Annotated in this window: 17 protein-coding genes and 1 pseudogene; 9 read left to right on the top strand and 9 right to left on the bottom strand. The window is 70.1% G+C overall.

Features of this window, described 5'->3' with window-relative positions; all coding sequences use genetic code 11:
* Positions 1-105: 105 nt before the first annotated feature.
* The gene (locus tag ACFW2Y_RS12950) at positions 106-2826 is read right to left on the bottom strand and encodes an FAD/NAD(P)-binding protein (RefSeq protein ID WP_384877234.1); all 2721 of its coding nucleotides are present in this window, start codon (positions 2824-2826) and stop codon (positions 106-108) included.
* A gap of 215 nt (positions 2827-3041) precedes the next feature.
* Between ACFW2Y_RS12950 and ACFW2Y_RS12945 the strand changes: the two genes are divergently transcribed.
* The 4 genes from ACFW2Y_RS12945 to ACFW2Y_RS12930 all read left to right on the top strand — a co-directional run bounded on the left by ACFW2Y_RS12945 (position 3042) and on the right by ACFW2Y_RS12930 (position 5097).
* Positions 3042-3509: an RrF2 family transcriptional regulator gene (locus tag ACFW2Y_RS12945; RefSeq protein WP_384877178.1), complete on the top strand. Its 468-nt coding sequence runs from the start codon at positions 3042-3044 to the stop codon at positions 3507-3509.
* A 109-nt stretch (positions 3510-3618) separates the two neighbouring features.
* Positions 3619-4248, top strand: coding sequence for a class I SAM-dependent methyltransferase (locus ACFW2Y_RS12940; protein WP_384877176.1), 630 nt, complete (start codon positions 3619-3621; stop codon positions 4246-4248).
* Positions 4249-4358: 110 nt separating this feature from the next.
* Positions 4359-4610 carry a hypothetical protein gene (locus ACFW2Y_RS12935; RefSeq protein WP_384877174.1) on the top strand — a complete coding sequence of 84 codons (252 nt, stop codon included), beginning with the start codon at positions 4359-4361 and terminating at the stop codon, positions 4608-4610.
* A gap of 19 nt (positions 4611-4629) precedes the next feature.
* Positions 4630-5097, top strand: coding sequence for a hypothetical protein (locus tag ACFW2Y_RS12930; RefSeq protein WP_384877172.1), 468 nt, complete (start codon positions 4630-4632; stop codon positions 5095-5097).
* A 132-nt stretch (positions 5098-5229) separates the two neighbouring features.
* Here the strand turns inward: ACFW2Y_RS12930 and ACFW2Y_RS12925 are convergent, their stop codons facing one another.
* A complete protein-coding gene (locus tag ACFW2Y_RS12925; RefSeq protein WP_384877170.1) occupies positions 5230-5553 on the bottom strand; it encodes a hypothetical protein in 324 nt (107 codons plus the stop codon).
* 709 nt (positions 5554-6262) lie between these two features.
* Between ACFW2Y_RS12925 and ACFW2Y_RS12920 the strand changes: the two genes are divergently transcribed.
* Complete coding sequence (locus ACFW2Y_RS12920) at positions 6263-6703, top strand: ATP-binding protein (RefSeq protein WP_384877168.1); 441 nt, start codon at positions 6263-6265, stop codon at positions 6701-6703.
* A 97-nt stretch (positions 6704-6800) separates the two neighbouring features.
* On the opposite strand, the gene ACFW2Y_RS12915 is transcribed toward ACFW2Y_RS12920, so the two are convergent.
* Positions 6801-7718 carry an NAD-dependent protein deacetylase gene (locus ACFW2Y_RS12915; RefSeq protein WP_384877166.1) on the bottom strand — a complete coding sequence of 306 codons (918 nt, stop codon included), beginning with the start codon at positions 7716-7718 and terminating at the stop codon, positions 6801-6803.
* A gap of 241 nt (positions 7719-7959) precedes the next feature.
* On the opposite strand from ACFW2Y_RS12915, the gene ACFW2Y_RS12910 reads away from it, so the two are divergent.
* A complete protein-coding gene (locus ACFW2Y_RS12910) occupies positions 7960-8307 on the top strand; it encodes a VOC family protein (protein ID WP_384877165.1) in 348 nt (115 codons plus the stop codon).
* A 78-nt stretch (positions 8308-8385) separates the two neighbouring features.
* Here ACFW2Y_RS12910 and ACFW2Y_RS12905 read toward each other — a convergent pair whose 3' ends face one another.
* Positions 8386-8592, bottom strand: a complete 207-nt coding sequence (locus ACFW2Y_RS12905; RefSeq protein WP_384877163.1) for a hypothetical protein — start codon at positions 8590-8592, stop codon at positions 8386-8388.
* 517 nt (positions 8593-9109) lie between these two features.
* On the opposite strand from ACFW2Y_RS12905, the pseudogene ACFW2Y_RS12900 reads away from it, so the two are divergent.
* Positions 9110-9274 (top strand): annotated as a pseudogene (locus ACFW2Y_RS12900) (GntR family transcriptional regulator); the annotation flags it as partial.
* 114 nt (positions 9275-9388) lie between these two features.
* On the opposite strand, the gene ACFW2Y_RS12895 reads toward ACFW2Y_RS12900, so the two are convergent.
* The 4 genes from ACFW2Y_RS12895 to ACFW2Y_RS12880 all read right to left on the bottom strand — a co-directional run bounded on the left by ACFW2Y_RS12895 (position 9389) and on the right by ACFW2Y_RS12880 (position 11675).
* The gene (locus ACFW2Y_RS12895; RefSeq protein WP_384877161.1) at positions 9389-10348 is read right to left on the bottom strand and encodes a hypothetical protein; all 960 of its coding nucleotides are present in this window, start codon (positions 10346-10348) and stop codon (positions 9389-9391) included.
* 23 nt (positions 10349-10371) lie between these two features.
* Positions 10372-10827, bottom strand: coding sequence for an NUDIX domain-containing protein (locus ACFW2Y_RS12890; RefSeq protein WP_383163824.1), 456 nt, complete (start codon positions 10825-10827; stop codon positions 10372-10374).
* Between the two features lie 181 nt (positions 10828-11008).
* Entirely contained in the window at positions 11009-11239 is a 231-nt protein-coding gene (locus tag ACFW2Y_RS12885) for a hypothetical protein (protein WP_384877159.1), read from the bottom strand.
* Positions 11240-11462: 223 nt separating this feature from the next.
* Positions 11463-11675 (bottom strand): hypothetical protein, encoded by a 213-nt coding sequence (locus tag ACFW2Y_RS12880; protein WP_384877157.1) that lies wholly within the window; start codon positions 11673-11675, stop codon positions 11463-11465.
* A gap of 140 nt (positions 11676-11815) precedes the next feature.
* On the opposite strand from ACFW2Y_RS12880, the gene ACFW2Y_RS12875 reads away from it, so the two are divergent.
* Complete coding sequence (locus ACFW2Y_RS12875) at positions 11816-13180, top strand: hypothetical protein (protein WP_384877155.1); 1365 nt, start codon at positions 11816-11818, stop codon at positions 13178-13180.
* Positions 13181-13583: 403 nt separating this feature from the next.
* Complete coding sequence (locus tag ACFW2Y_RS12870) at positions 13584-13820, top strand: hypothetical protein (RefSeq protein ID WP_384877153.1); 237 nt, start codon at positions 13584-13586, stop codon at positions 13818-13820.
* Here ACFW2Y_RS12870 and ACFW2Y_RS12865 read toward each other — a convergent pair.
* The gene (locus ACFW2Y_RS12865; protein ID WP_384877232.1) at positions 13817-14005 is read right to left on the bottom strand and encodes an HNH endonuclease; all 189 of its coding nucleotides are present in this window, start codon (positions 14003-14005) and stop codon (positions 13817-13819) included. The genes ACFW2Y_RS12870 and ACFW2Y_RS12865 overlap by 4 nt on opposite strands.
* Positions 14006-14529: the final 524 nt, after the last annotated feature.

Genomic DNA, 14529 nt, shown 5'->3' with positions numbered 1-14529 from the left:
CGCCGCGCCGCCGGGGCCGCCGCGCCGCCGGGGGCGGCCCCGAGGACGGAACGATCGGGGATCAGGCCCGGCCCGCAGCACCGCACCCGTGCCGAAGCGGTCCGTTCAAACCCCCAACCCGGTCAACCGGCGGCGGTCGAGGGGAGAAGCCCGCCGATCGAGACGTTCCTCCAGGAGACGGCGGGCCGTGTCGCGGTGGCCCGCTTCGACCAGGGCGTACAGCAGGGTCTCCTCGACGACCTCCCGCTGCGCCGCGCTGCCTCCCACCCGACGCAGCGAGGGCAGCAATCCGCGCAGTTCCGCCACCGCGGTGGCCCACTCCTCCTCCAGGACGGCTTCCAGCGCACGGCACAGGGGAACGACCACCTCCCGCTGGACCCGGTCCGCACCGGCCGCATGATGACGCAGCCGGCGGAGCGCGGGCAGGTCGCCCGCGGCGGTGAGGGCGATGGCGCCGTGCAGGGCGGTGAAGGCGGTCGAGGGACGTTCGACCAGGTCGCGGGCGACGGCGTCGAGGACGCCGTCGGCCGGCAGCCGACCGGCCCAGTTCCGGGACATGCGGGCCCGCCACAGGAGCGACCCGGAGTCCACGAGGGCCCTGACCCCGTTCACCTGGCCCGGGGCGAGCTGCGCGAACCAACGACGGCGCACCGCCGCGGAGTCGTCGAGGGCGAGCTCGTGGAGCGCCACGTGCCAGGAGAAGTGAGCCCGGTGGACGGCCCCCCGCCCCCGGTTGCCGATCCAGTCGTCCAACCAGTCCCGCCCTGCACGGTGCGCCCCGGACTCGTAGTGGACGTGCGCAAGGGCGTGCACGGCGTGGCCGGAGGCGGGTTCCACGGAGAGCGCCGTCCGCGCGAGTTCCCCCGCTTCGTCGATCCGTCCCTGCTCCTGGCGGACGAAGGAGAGCAGCGAGGTGTGGAACCAGTGGCCCTCGTACGCGGAGGCGGTGCCCTCCACCAGGCGCAGCGCGAGCGTGCCGTCGAGGTCCCCCACTCCGGCGAAGGCGATGGTGGGCACCGCGATGCCCAGGGCGAAGGCATCGCCGGGGAAGCGGGTCAGATGGTCGACGAGGGCCTTGTCGCCGTCCACCGCGTCGCCGTTCCCCCGTCCGTCCGCCGCATGGCCCCGGATCCTGCGCGTCACGACGTCCACGAACGACCGCTCCCGGTCGTCCGCCCGGTCACGCACACTGCGCTGTGCGTCCGCGAGCGCGCGGGCGACGTCGACGTCCGCACCGCCTTCGTGACCGAGCAGGGCCAGTGCGGCATGGCCGAGCGCGAAACCGGGGTCGAGTTCGACCGCTCGGGCGAAGGCCTCGACCGCCTTGGCCCGTACGGTGATCACCCGTCCGAGTCCGCTGCGGTACGCGGCGGCGGCAGCCGCGTGCGTGGACAGCGACAGCCCGAACTGGTCGGTCGGACGGCGTCGTGCCACCGACCGCGAACCGTGGGGCAGCGCGGCGAGGACGGCCTCGGCGACCTCCTTGGCCTGCGTCCGGATCTCGGGGATCGCGGTCGTCTCCCACAGTTCGCCGCGACGGGGCGCCCCCAGCGTGAACAACGGTCGCTCGACGCTCCCGGTCCCGTCGCGCAGGCACCCCGCGTGCGTGGAGACGCCGATGCCCAGGGGGCCGGGCACCGCGAGGCCGTCGGAGAGCAGCCCGCGCCACAAGGGGTCGCCGCCGGCATCGGCCGCGAGTCCCGGGCCCGTGCAGTCGACGACCCATGCCACGTCGAGTTCGCGGCCGTCGGCGAAGGACACGTGGAGACCGCCGTCCTGGCGCGGTGCGGCGGAGGCGATCCTGCCCGCGTGGATCCGGAGTCGGCGCGCGGCACGCGCCCGGGTGATCGTCTCGGCGGTGGAGGGGGCCATGCGGTGCCGGTGGACGTTCCAACGCGTGGCGTCGCGGCCGAGGAACTCGGCCCTTTCCTCCGGGGTGAGGCCCTGCCACAGCTGCCCGACCCAGGGGCGCAGCCCGTCGAAGGCGGGGCGCCAGTCACCGCGGGTGCGGCGGGTCTCGGCGACGTACCGCATCACTTCCCTGCGCAGGCGGTGGAGCGGAAGAAGGGGGAGGCCCCGGGGCGGCAGGACGGCGGGCAGCGGGGCGACGGCGTGCGGTTGGGGGAGCAGCCCGGTGCGGGACACGGCGTGCACGGTGCGGCCGGGGCGGTCGAGGACGAGCGCGAGGTCGACGGCGGTGAGCCCGGTGCCGACCAGTAGGACGTCATCAGAGTCCGCCACCCCGTCGAGCGCGCCGGGCGACCAGGGGCGGGGGACGAACCTGGGCGAGCCGAGCAGCCCGTCCGGTGCCCAGGCGGACGGCCCCGGTGCGGGCCCGGTGGCGAGCACCACGCTGTCCGCCGCCACCGTCCCGTCGTTCCCGAGGGCGAGTCGGAACCGGCCTTCGGGCGTCTCGGTGCAGCCGGTCGCCCTGGTGCGAAGGCGTCGCACGGAGACCGTGCCGTGGGCGGCGATGATGGCGCGGCCGAGGGTGTCGGCGAGGTAGGAGCCGTAGCGGTACCGCGGGGCGAAGTCCGCGGCGGTGATCGTGGGCTCCCCGTGGTTCGTGAGCCAGCGCAGGAAGTGGCCAGGATCGTCGGGATAACAACTCATCCCGCCCACCGGGACGTTGAGACGGTGATCGGCGTCCTGGGTGGAGTAGGCGACACCCCGGCCCGCCTCGGGGGCGGGATCGACGAGGACCAGGTCCAGCGGGGTGCGCCGCCGGGCCGCCGTCTCGCACAACTGGACGGCGACGAGAGCGCCGGCTGCCCCCGCTCCGACGATCGCGACGGTCGGCCGCGGAAAGCCGGAGGAGGAAGTCACGGCAGGGGCGGGGCGGGCAGGGGATGCCACGGGCACCTCCGGGGACGGAGTGGACACGGAACGGACAGGGGGTCGGGCAAAGTTCACTATGTCGATGAACAAAGTAGATCGACAACGAGGGATTTGGACAACGCCGTCGGAGGACGGGAGGGAAAGCAGCCGGGCCCCGTCCAGACCGAAGCCGGGTCCCCGAACCGCTGTGAGACATTGGCCCGGTGAGGATCTCTGCACGAACGGATTACGCCCTCCGGGCCATGGCGGAACTGGCCGACACCCCGGACCGGCCGCGCAAGGCCGAGGACATTGCCGGCCGCCAGGACATTCCCGGCCGCTTCCTCTTCGTCGTACTCGGCGACCTGAGGCAGGCCCGTCTCGTGGTGAGCGTCAGAGGGCCCGACGGCGGCTACGCATTGGCCCGCCCTCCGGCGGAGATCAGCCTCGCCGACGTCATCCGGGCGATGGACGGACCGCTGGTCAGCGTTCGTGACCTGAAACTGACGGGCCTCGCCTACCAAGGGGCGGCTGCGCCCCTGCCGGACGTGTGGCGTGCCGTGCGCACGAGCATCCGCCAGGTCCTGGAAGGCACGACGCTCGCCGACCTGACGGCGGGGACGCTGCCGGACCTCGTCAGGGAACGCGCCTCCGCGTACAACGAGGACGTGCGGACGTACCCGCACGGGTAGCCGGGTGGGCACGACCGCCGGGCCGGTCGGTTTCCCCCAGTGGTGGTCCGCCCCGCTCGTCGGTGCCGCTCGAAGGCGCCGTGTTCGTAGGGGTGTTAGGTTCACGCCCGTGACGGATCACCAGAACGAGACCAGGGCGGCCTACGACGCCGTCGTCGAGCTGTACGCGTCGATGTTCGCCGATCGGCTGGAGACGAGACCGTTCACGCGCGCCATGCTCAACACCTTCGCCGAACTGGTGCGCGACGGGGGCGATCTCCGGGTGGCCGACGTCGGATGCGGTCCCGGACACCTGACGGCCGTGCTGTACGACCTGGGTCTCCAGCCCTACGGGTTCGACCTCTCCCCGGGCATGATCGACCACGCCCGAGCGGCCCATCCGACGCTGCGGTTCGAGGAAGCGCGGATGGAGTGCCTTCCGGTCGCCGACGACACGCTCGGCGGTGTCCTGGCCCACTACTCGATGATCCACACACCACCGGAGGAACTGCCCGCGCTGCTCGCCGAGCAGGCGCGCGTCCTCGTGCCGGGAGGCCTGTTCCTGGTCTCGTTCTTCGCGACCGGGGCATCGGAGCCGGTCCGCTTCGACCACAAGGTGACGCCTGCCCACAGCTGGCCGGTGGACCGGTTCGTCGACCTGCTCACCGACGCCGGATTCGTCGTCTCCGCCCGTCTCCTCCACGACCCGGCCTCCGAGCGGGGCTTCCTCGACGCCCATGTGCTCGCCCGGCTCCCGTAGGACGTCTCCGACCGGCAACTGCCGCTGGACTGCCGCTGCCCACCACCGCTCACGGCCCTTCCGCTTCCCTACGCTCCTGAATTCCCATCACGGCGAGACAGGAGCACGATATGGAGAACCCGACCCGTCGGACGGCAGCGACCGGGGCGGCCGCACTGCTGGCAGCGAGCCTCGTTGCCGCAGTGGCCGTCACGGCGAGCGAGCAGACCCCCACCGCGTCCGACCGCATCACCTCGGTCACCCAGCTGAAGGAGAGCATCAGGGCCGCGGCCGAACTGGAGCAGCAGGAAGCCGCCGCAGCTGACGTCGGCGGCGGCACCGGCGGCCAGGTGACGCGCGTCGGCGCACGCGCCGCCTGCTGAGGCCGGGGAGGTGACCATCGTGGGCGGAAACGAGTCCGTACGGCAGACCTGGTGCCCCAGCGGTGAGGCGGACAGGCCGGAGTCCGTCGTCCTGGGCGTGCGCTCCGGACAGGACGGGAGCGTGGTCTACCTGGCCGATCCCGTGCCGGCCTCCGAAGTGCTGGGCGAAGTCCCGGAGGGCATCGAGCCGCGCCGCATCCTGCGCTTCGCCTCGCACTGCGCGAGCGACTGCCTGCACCGCAGGGGCGCCGACTGCACGCTCGTCGAGCGCGTACTGGCGCGCCCGGTCGCCGGCCGGGGCCGTTCCGTCCCGCGGTGTCACCTCCGGACCAGCTGCCAGTGGTGGACCCAGAGGGGCGTCGACGCATGCCTGCGGTGCCCGGCGGTCGCGACGCGTCACCGCGCCGACGACACCCTGGCCGAAATGGTGGCCGACCCCGCCACGACGAAGGAACAACTCGACGCCTGGATCGCGGCTTCCGCCTGAGCGCACTGCCGACCGGGCCGGGGGGCCATCGGCCGCCGCAGAAGAACGGTCCAAGGCCTTCCGCGGCCCCGGGCACCGGGCAACCGACGAGCGGGCGAGAAGAGGACGGTGCGGTTCCTTCGCGAGGTGCGATCAGCCGGAGTCCCCGTCCTCATGTTCATCGGCGTCATGCCGGTGCCAACGCTCCCGGGGAACGTCCCAGATGGGGTTCTCGGCATCGGGGCGGGGGACCACGGGCAAGGGGCCGGGTGCCGTTTCGATGAGGTGGATCAGCGTCCAGCCGACGCCGTAGCAGTCGTCGGGCCCGAAGCAGCCGGCCAACGCGTGGGCTTCCTCGGTGGTGACGGGTCGGGCGATCGCCACCAACTGTTGGCAGCGCCGGTCGATCTCTTCCTCAGAGGAATCCTCGTCGGGCAGTGGACCGTCGGCGACGAAGATCTGGACTTCGGTTCTCACTCGCGTTCCCGTTCTCAGGTGTCGACGGCACGAACCTAGCCGCCGGCATCCATCGGCGGCAACGCGCAGCCCCCGTCGTCGCAGGGCGAGCACCTCCTGGCAGGAACGACCGGCCCCGTCGGTCCGAGCTCGAACCGTAGATCGGTCCGTGATCGTGCCCAGCTCCGCGTCCCGCACCGGAACCCCGGATCCGAAGAGCCCCGCGCGTGCGCAGACTGAAGGGCTCTCGCCGGGAACCCACGAGCCCCACAGCCGGTTCCCGGGGGAGGGCGCCCGGGAGTTCGGGATACGGCTGAGGAGCCCTCGCCGGCGCGAGGAGATCGGTACGCGCCGCCTGCCGCTCAGAAACTGTTGATGGTCCCGGCCCCAGAGGGGGCGGGATGAGGAACGAGGGCCGCATCCACGGCCAGTGCCCCGTGCCGTGCGGACCAGGGGGAACCATGGGTATGACACTCGGCTCGAACGACCTCCTGCCGGGCGAGACCGTGCAGTTCGCCAAGAAGGCGAACGCCGTCGTCAAGGTCGATGAGGCCGGGCTGACGCGCTACCACCGTGACCGGTTGATGGGGACGATCCACATGCAAGGGTCGGAGGCGATCAGCAGGAGGCGCCGGCCCCTCGGCGCGGGTCCCGCGAACATCGGAGGCACTCGCGCCACGCTCAAGCCCCACATCCTCACCGAGGTCGACGTCGGCGGCTTCACCGGGAAGTGGCAGCCGCCGAGACGATCGGCGAGACGCTCATGGACATCACACCGGGGTTGCCCGCTACGGACAACTTCCAGCACTGGCCGCCATGGCGACCTCTTGTGGTCGAGACCGCGCGACGCGTTCTCGATTGCACCGGCGGCGTTCTGGTGGTTCCCATGACCGTCCTGGTCGAGCAGTACTGGCGCGAGATCAGCTCGGGCCTTGCTCGGCACGCCATTCCGCTCCGGCGCTTCGTCCTCCACGCCGACCAGGACCCTCTCCGAGGGCGCATCGCGGGCGACACCGTTGTTGGCCCCGACTCGCCGCTCCGTCTCCACTACCTGGAGCCCTACGCCGAGGCGGCCCGCACCTGGTTGCACGGCGAGGCCGAGGTCGTCGACACCACACGCCTCACGCCCGCTCAGACCGCCCTGCAGATCGCGGAGGCCGTCAAGAATTGAAGCGCACGACATGCGGCGCCGCAGCCTCGCAGGTGCCAAGAAGCCCGCCCGTGTGACGACCAGAGCGCTCCGGCCGAATCGGGAAACGGGCAGCACCTCACGAGCCGCCGTGTCGGTCGGTCTCCACTCCGTGGCCGACGGAGACGCCCAGGAGGTCGGCGAGGGACATGAGGGCCGTCCCGAGGGGAAGGGCCACGCGGGTGGCAGCCAACCGGTCACCGCGGGTCGGGTCCCGGTTGACGATCAGCACCGGCGTTCCTGCCTCGGCCGCCTGCCGGACGAACCGGAGGCCGGACATCACCGTGAGTGAGGAACCCAGGACCAGCAGTGCGCTCGCCCGGTCGACCAGCCGCCGACAGTGCTCGACCCGTGGCGGCGGGACGTTCTCGCCGAAGAACACCACGTCCGGCTTCAGGACACCGCCACAGTCGCTGCACGGCAACACCCGGAACCCCTCGACCTGCTCGTCGCTGAGGTCGGCATCGCCGTCGGGGTTCATCCCCGCGGCCACCGGCTCGAAGCCCGCATTGGCCTCTTCCAGCCGCTCGGCCAGTGTGCGACGCGGGCTGAGGGCACCACAGGAGAGGCAGACGACACGGGCCAGGCTCCCGTGGAGTTCCACCACGTGCTCGCTGCCGGCGGCCTGGTGCAGACCGTCGACGTTCTGGGTGATCACTCCCGAGACCAGGCCGTGGTGGGCGAATGCCGCCACGGCCCGGTGCCCGGCGTTGGGGCGCGCCCGGCCGAACGTGCGCCAGCCGAGGTGGCTGCGTGCCCAATAGCGGCGTCGCGCCCGTGCACTGCCGGTGAAGTCCTGGTACGTCATCGGAGTGTGTCGACGCAGGCTGCCGCCCTCGCCGCGGTAGTCGGGGATGCCCGACTCCGTGGAGAGGCCCGCGCCGCTGAGCACCAGCACGCCGCGGGTGCCCAGTGCGTCGACGACCGGCCCCAGGTCCGTGGTGCCCGGCGGCAGGTCCTCGGTGGGCGTCCAGCTCAGTGTGGGGCGCATGCGCATGCAGTCAGGGTACGGAACGGCCCGGGCCCCCCGCATCGTCCCGCGCCCGGTGGCCGAAGGAGCCCACCGGAGCCGGGGGAGCCCGTTGCGGGACCGGAAGCGTCACGCAGCGTGAGGGGTGTGCTGCCGTCGGGCGCGCTGTCGGGGCAGGGACCGGACCGTGGTGCTCCGGCATGGCTGCGGGTGGGGGAACAGCGCAATCCGGTGGCGCGCGGCGAGGAGATCCGCAAGGCTCGCACCCATGGTCTCGGTACTGCAGAACGTGGCGATCGACTGTGCGGACGCCTATGAACTGGCCCGGTTCTGGAGCGGAGTGACGGGCCGCCCGCTCCACCCCGACGCCAGACCGGGGGACCGGGAGACGGAGGTGCTGCTGACGGAGGGCCCGGTGCTGTACTTCAACCAAGTGCCGGAGCCCAAGACGATCAAGAACCGGATCCACCTGTGTCTGCGGCCAGAGAGCTCGCGCGATCAGGAAGTGGAACGGTTGCTGGGCCTCGGCGCCCGCCTCGTCGCCGACCACCGGAACCCCGACGGCTCGGGCTGGGCGGTCCTCGCCGACCCCAACACTCCTGACTACCAGTTCTGAGCATACGCGCACGTCAGAGAACACAGAAGCCCCGCACGGCAGTTGAGCCGCACGGGGCGTTTTACTGTCTGTGAGGGGCTACGCGCCCCGCTCCAGCTCTCCGGGCATGGGGCGAGGGATCATAGCCATGGCGTGACTGGGGCAGCCCCAGAGGACGACTCCGGGGCCGCTTGCGCGCTCGATGTACCCGACTTCCACGGCCGCGTACGTCCAGCGCTTGCAGTGGCAGCACAGTGCACGGGTCACGGGCGGGGCGGTCTCGGTGGTGAGTGCTTCGCGGGTCATGCCGACGCCCCCGCCGCAACGAACGCGGACGCAGGGAACGGGGCGCCCTCGTACGTGTAGGGGTAGTCCACCCCTTCCGCAGCAAGTACGGCAGCGCGCCGACGTTCCCGGATCACGCACAGCTCTAGCGTCCGCTCGGCTTCCCGCGCGAGCAGCCACGGGCCAACGCGGTGGCGCCACGGGGACGGAATCGAGCGGGCGAGGACGTGAGCGGGAATCGGTGAGGTCGGGCCGCAGATGACGCGGGGCGGGGTCGTCGGCTCGGGGGCGAGCACGGGGACGGCTCGGCGCTTTCCTCGTGCGGGCAGCAGCAGGGACAGCGCCCACATAAGCGTGCGGGCGATAGAGTCGCGCATGGTCGTTTCAGCTCCTGTTAGCTGTTTCGGCAAGCCCCGATGGACCGGGCCTAATCGGTCCCTCGGGGCGCTTTCGTTTTCGACGGCAGCCAACTCCTCTACCCTCGTCTACCTACGTATGGAAACGGACCCCGCCGTGTCCGGTTGTCTACGCTTCCCCTATGAGCCCGAGCATTGACTACGAAGCCCCGACACCGCCGTATCAGCAGATCGCGGCGGAGATCATCCGGGACATCGAGTCGGGCACGCTCGCCGTGGACCGTCCGATCCCCTCGGAGTCGTCGTTGATCCAGCGTTGGGGCGTGGCGCGGGACACCGCCCGCCGCGCGGTGCGGCACCTGCGGGAACTCGGGTACGTCTACACCGTGCCGCAGCGAGGACGCGCAGTAGGCCGTCCGCGCACCCGTGGGGGGCGGGTGCACGGACAACGTAGGAACCGTTCAGACGGGCACCCCGGGGTCGAAGTATTCCGGCGTACGGAACAGACCGGCGAAGGTGCCGGGGCCGTGCCGGTCGTCCAGCCATCCCGAGAGGGCCCCGGTCGCTCCGCTGATCACCGAGCGCAGGACAAGGGTGTGTAGGTCTTCCTGCTCCCCGGGAGCGAACTCGTCCAGGAATGACGCGTACCGCCGGTTCACTCCGGCTTCGTAGCGCCAGAGCGCCCCGGTGTATCGGGTGATCTCGTCCGTGGGCGCGTCGGCCGAAGCGGCTCCCTCGTCCCCCGCCAGGGTTCCCGTCACGTCTCGGAACGCGAGCCTTCCCACCGCGTCCCCGGGTTCCTCGACTCCGACACGTGCCGCAGCCTCACGGGTGATGCGGCGAGCTTCCCTGTCGCACGCACCTTCCATGACGACGCCGAGGTTTCGGGTGTGCGGCGCGTCCTTCGGGTCAGCGGCAGAGTACGTACGTCCCGACGCACGACGGAAGTTGATCCCGTACTGCGTGCGAACCAATCGCCCGTCGATGTCCACGTACCGGCGGCGGGAACCGAAGTGCAGACAGTCGTGTGCGTAGGCACGCAACAGATCGAGTAGGGCCAGACTCGCCCGTTCGGGAACGTCCCTCCCCAACGGACCATGCATGGTGACCAGGGCGATCATCTGCAAGTGCCGGTATCCCTGGTCGGGGTGGTGGAAGCCCCCGAACGCGCCGGGGCGCGAGGACTCCGCCCCGACCAGCACCCGGTGTAGCGGGAGCATCTGCGAGAGTCCCAGCTCGGCGTACCGGTCCCAGGCCATGTAGAAGCCGGCGTGGAAGACCCCCGTGTCCAGACCCGCCGCCTGCCATCGGGCCAGACGTTCGGTGGCGGTGCGGAACACGTGATCGGGGTGGGCCGAGGTGAGGACGGCGGTGTCGGCCCGCAGGGAGGCCAGAGCCTCTGACGCCCGCGCGCCGACCACCGTTTCGTTCGGGGCCAGAGAGGCTACGACGGGGTGGTGCCCCTGATGAGCTGCCGGTGGGATTCCTGCATCCCCTCCGGCAGGGAGTCCGGTTCGAACCATTGCGCCTCCAAGATCTCGAAACCGTCGATGGTCAGCGTTCCTCCGGCGTGCAGTGCCTCGTAGGCGACTTCCACGCGGAGCTTGTAACCGCTCGTCACGCTCACCAGACGACCGGGCTTGACGATGAGTCCGGTCTCTTCCTTCACCTCCCGGACGATGGTCGCCGGGAACTCCTCGCCCTTGATCGCATACCCCGTAGGCAGTCCCCACGGGCGCTCCGGCGGCCACATCCGGTGCTTGAGGAGCAGAACGCGCCCCTGGTCGTCGCGTACGACGCCGGTGACGCCCACCATGAACTTGGCGTGGGCGAACCAGAGGACGCGCCACTGCAACGGGCCCCGGATGAGCCGCCAGAGCCGGGCCACAACACGCTTCATGAGCAAGCCTTTCGAGGGGAACAGGTCCGCAGGGTTGCCGGATACGGCACCAACCTGTCAGACCGCGAGCGGGTCACGTCCGCTCTACGAAACCGACGCGCGCCGCGTCACTTCGCGAGGACGGCGACGACCAGAGAGAGCAGCAGGAGAACAGTGGTCACCGTGACGGCCACGGCTTCCTTCACTCACGGGTCACCAGCGCCACGTACTCCAGCGTCACGGCGAAGACGGTGTGTCCGGTCGTGACCGTGTGCGCTTCACATCCACCCGACGACATGTCGGCCGGTGTCGGCTCCGACTCCCAAGCACACCCGCCGCCCAGGCAGCGAGCCGTCATGGTGACCTCGGACTCCGGCCCGGGATGCTTGGCCATGCGGTAGACCGGGACCGCGACAGTCGGCGCCGCAGTCACGGGGCACACTCCCTGATCATCAACTTCGGTTCCTCGTGAGGGTGATTGCGTATCTCGACGCGGTAGTCCGCAGCCGCCGACTCGTCGCGGACGCGGACGCTGTGCCGCTCTGCCTCCGCCGCGAGCGCACATGTCGTGCAGCCCGAGACAGGCACGGCGGGCGGTACCGACGTCATCGGAAGGGTGATCGGGGACTCGGCGTAGGTCCGCGTTCTGTCGGTCCTCACGCGGGCATCCCCGGGGTCCCGTTCCGGATGGCTCGGCGCATCCCGTTCTCCTCCGAGACCCGCGCCATGAGGGCGACCATCACGGGCGAGTCATCGGTGGTGCCGGTCGGCACGGCCTGGTCGTGCCTGGCGTCGTCGATCCGGTCTCCGTCGGGCACCTGCGGGCGGGGCGCACTCGTTACCGGGTCTGCCGGGGGGCCATTCAGCACGGCTCACCTCCTTTACGGGAACGGCTTGTTCCCGCCGTGCGCTGATCTCTTGCGTACGAAGAGCAAACCGCGAAGCACGCTTGAACCGGTACCGTTGCGGGGAGGGCAAACCATAAGACTCATAAGCGCCGGGGGTTGTCGTGCCCAGAGCTTCCGAACGACCGCGCAATGAAGGTCTCTGCACCCTCCTTGAACAGGCGGGATACTCGGAAACGAAGTTCGCCCATGCTGTGAACCGAGTTGCTGCCGAAGCGGGTCTGTCGGTGGACTACCGCCAACCTTCCGTTTCGCAGTGGAAGCAGGGCGGACAGCCGAAACCCCAGATCAGGCCCGTGATCATCGCCGTACTGGAACGGAAGCTAGGACGCCCGGTCTCTTACGCGGAAGCGGGCTTGCAGCGGCCTGCCGGGGTAGCTGCCGATCCTGGGCGTGACACCGTGGATTCTCTTATCGACCTCGGGAAGGAAGATATGGACCCGTCCCGCCGCAAGCTGCTCACGACGACTCTGTACTCCGCCGCCCTCACCGTTCCGGCCTTCTCCGCGCTGATGACCACGGCGCACGCGGAGGACCAGGGACGGCTCACCAGGCCCACGGGCCGCATCGGTCAAGGTGAGGTCGAGACCGTTCGACGGATGACGGACAAGATCGCCGACATCCTCGATGATCTCGGCGGCGGGCACGCCCGTCCGATGGCATCGGCGTTCCTCGTCAACACCGTTGGCGGGTACCTGCGCGCGGCGGCTCCGGACGCCGTGCACCGTGACATGCTCTCCGCCGCGTCGGATCTGGTCTACCTCACCGGGTGGATGGCCATGTACGAGCGCGCCCATGGTCTGGGGCAGACCTACTACCTGCACGCTCTCGATCTCGCCCGGGAATCCGGCGACCAGCTCACGTACTGCCGGACCCTGCGCGGGATGAGCCTGCAAGCATCGCACCTGCGCTACGGCCGGCGAGCCCTGGAGTTCGCGGACTCTGCGGCCGAGGCAGCTCCGACCGGCGCGGCCGGTCCCCGTCTCGTGGCGTTCCTGCGGGGTCAGCAAGCCCACGCCTCCGCGATGGTCGGTGACCGGCGGACGGCCGTCGTCCGACTCCGGGAGGCGGAAACCGCGCTCTCGCGGGCGGACTCGCGGCGCGACGCCGTGGGCGGCTACGACCGCGCTGCGTTCCTGTTCCACATCTCTCACGTCCACTACGAGGGGCGGGACCTGGAGAGTTCGATCAAGGCACTCAAGTCCTCCATCCGGGTCATGAACCCATCGGAACGTCAAGGCCGACTCCATGCGCACGCGGTGCTGGCACAGCGGCAGCACGAACACGGACACCTCGAAGAGTCGTGCCGTACGTGGGGGCGCTTCCTGGACGACTACGAAGTACTGTCCACCGCGCGCGGTGACGAGCATTTCGGCAAGCTTCGGGCACTCACGATGCCGCGCAATTCTTCCGTCGTCCGGGAACTCCATGAACGCGTGCGCGAGGTGGCCAAGCTCAAGGCCGCGTGACTTCCTGAACGCAGAAAGCCCCGCCAGCCTCTCGAAAGAGGACTGGCGGGGCAATGAGCACTCCACGGGAACGCTCTAATGAGCCATGCGAGTTTTTTGTCTCCCCCACGATCTTTTGACGGGAGGGAGGGGAGTTACCCCCTGGTCGGCGTCACCAGCGGCGAGGCTTGACCCGCTCGGCAGCCCATCCGCCGGGCTGGTGGCGTGCCGTCTCGCGGTTATGGCACGCCGCACACAGCGGACGCAGCCGAGAGAATGCGTCCGGATCGGACACGCCCCGAGCGACCAGCAGGGCACTCGGGTACCGAGCACGGAGGGCGGGGTCTACCGGGCACGGACACACCTCGTTACGCAGGGGGCAGTGTTGAACGTGACCCGACAGGTCCAAGATCGTTGGTGAGGCATGAACAACACCAAGCGCGCACTTGCCGCCATTGCCCTTGCAGGGGCCGCCCTGTCCTTCACCAGCACTGCGCACGCCGATTCGATTGGGGCCGGGGACTCGGGAGGAAAGGTGCTGGACCAGTCGTACAACTTCGCCCTTGACGCACATGGCGACTCGCTTTTTAGCGGACAGAACAACGAGTTCGGTGCGGTGACGAATGAATTCCAAGACGCCGCCAAGGACATCGTCTTCTAGCATCTGGACACCGCATATGCAGCAGGGGGAGTCTGGAAATCAGGCAAGCCTGACGCCCCGAACTCCGTCGCCGTCTTGAGCTGGTGACACCCCCGGCAGAACACATGAGCGTTTCCGTCCGTGTCGGTCCCTCCCATCGAGAGGGGCCGCGCATGGTCCACGTCCACCGTGGGGAAGTCGTCCAGGCACCAGTCACACCACGCGGTCCCCTTCCGCTCGATGATCCGGCGGAGCCGTGCCGCAGCGTCATTCCGGGCCGCTCGTCGTCGGCTCCGGGCGCGACGGATGCGGACACGGTGGGAGCTGCACCACCTTGCGCAGCCCCCACGCTCTCCGCACGCCCAGCCCTATGAGGGCGTCGTTCCCTGGGGCGGAATGGTCGGCGGCTGAATGAGTGTCCCGTCCGGCCGGCGAGGCGTGACGTCCACGAGTAGAACCCGACCGGGCCGCGCAGGGTCACGCATCCGCTGAACGCCCCGGGGCATCACGGTGCCCTCTTCTTCGCCGTGGGGAGTGTCGGACCACACGGGGCGCCCCTCGGCGTCGCGCGGGAAGTACGGGTAATCCCCATTCAGTCCGGGGTCGAGTGCGTCAGTCGTCACAGTCAGTGAACCCTTCTCGGTAACGTCTCGTGACGGTTTGTGATCTTCATTCAGGCGGTGCGGCCGTGTTCGAGCTGCAGGACGACGAGGGCAGCTCGGGCGATCCG

The sequence above is a fragment of the Streptomyces sp. NPDC058877 genome (assembly GCF_042742855.1).
Taxonomy (GTDB): domain Bacteria; phylum Actinomycetota; class Actinomycetes; order Streptomycetales; family Streptomycetaceae; genus Streptomyces.
The sequence above is the reverse complement of the archived record's forward strand: the minus strand, read 5'-3'. Positions and strand labels throughout refer to the sequence as shown.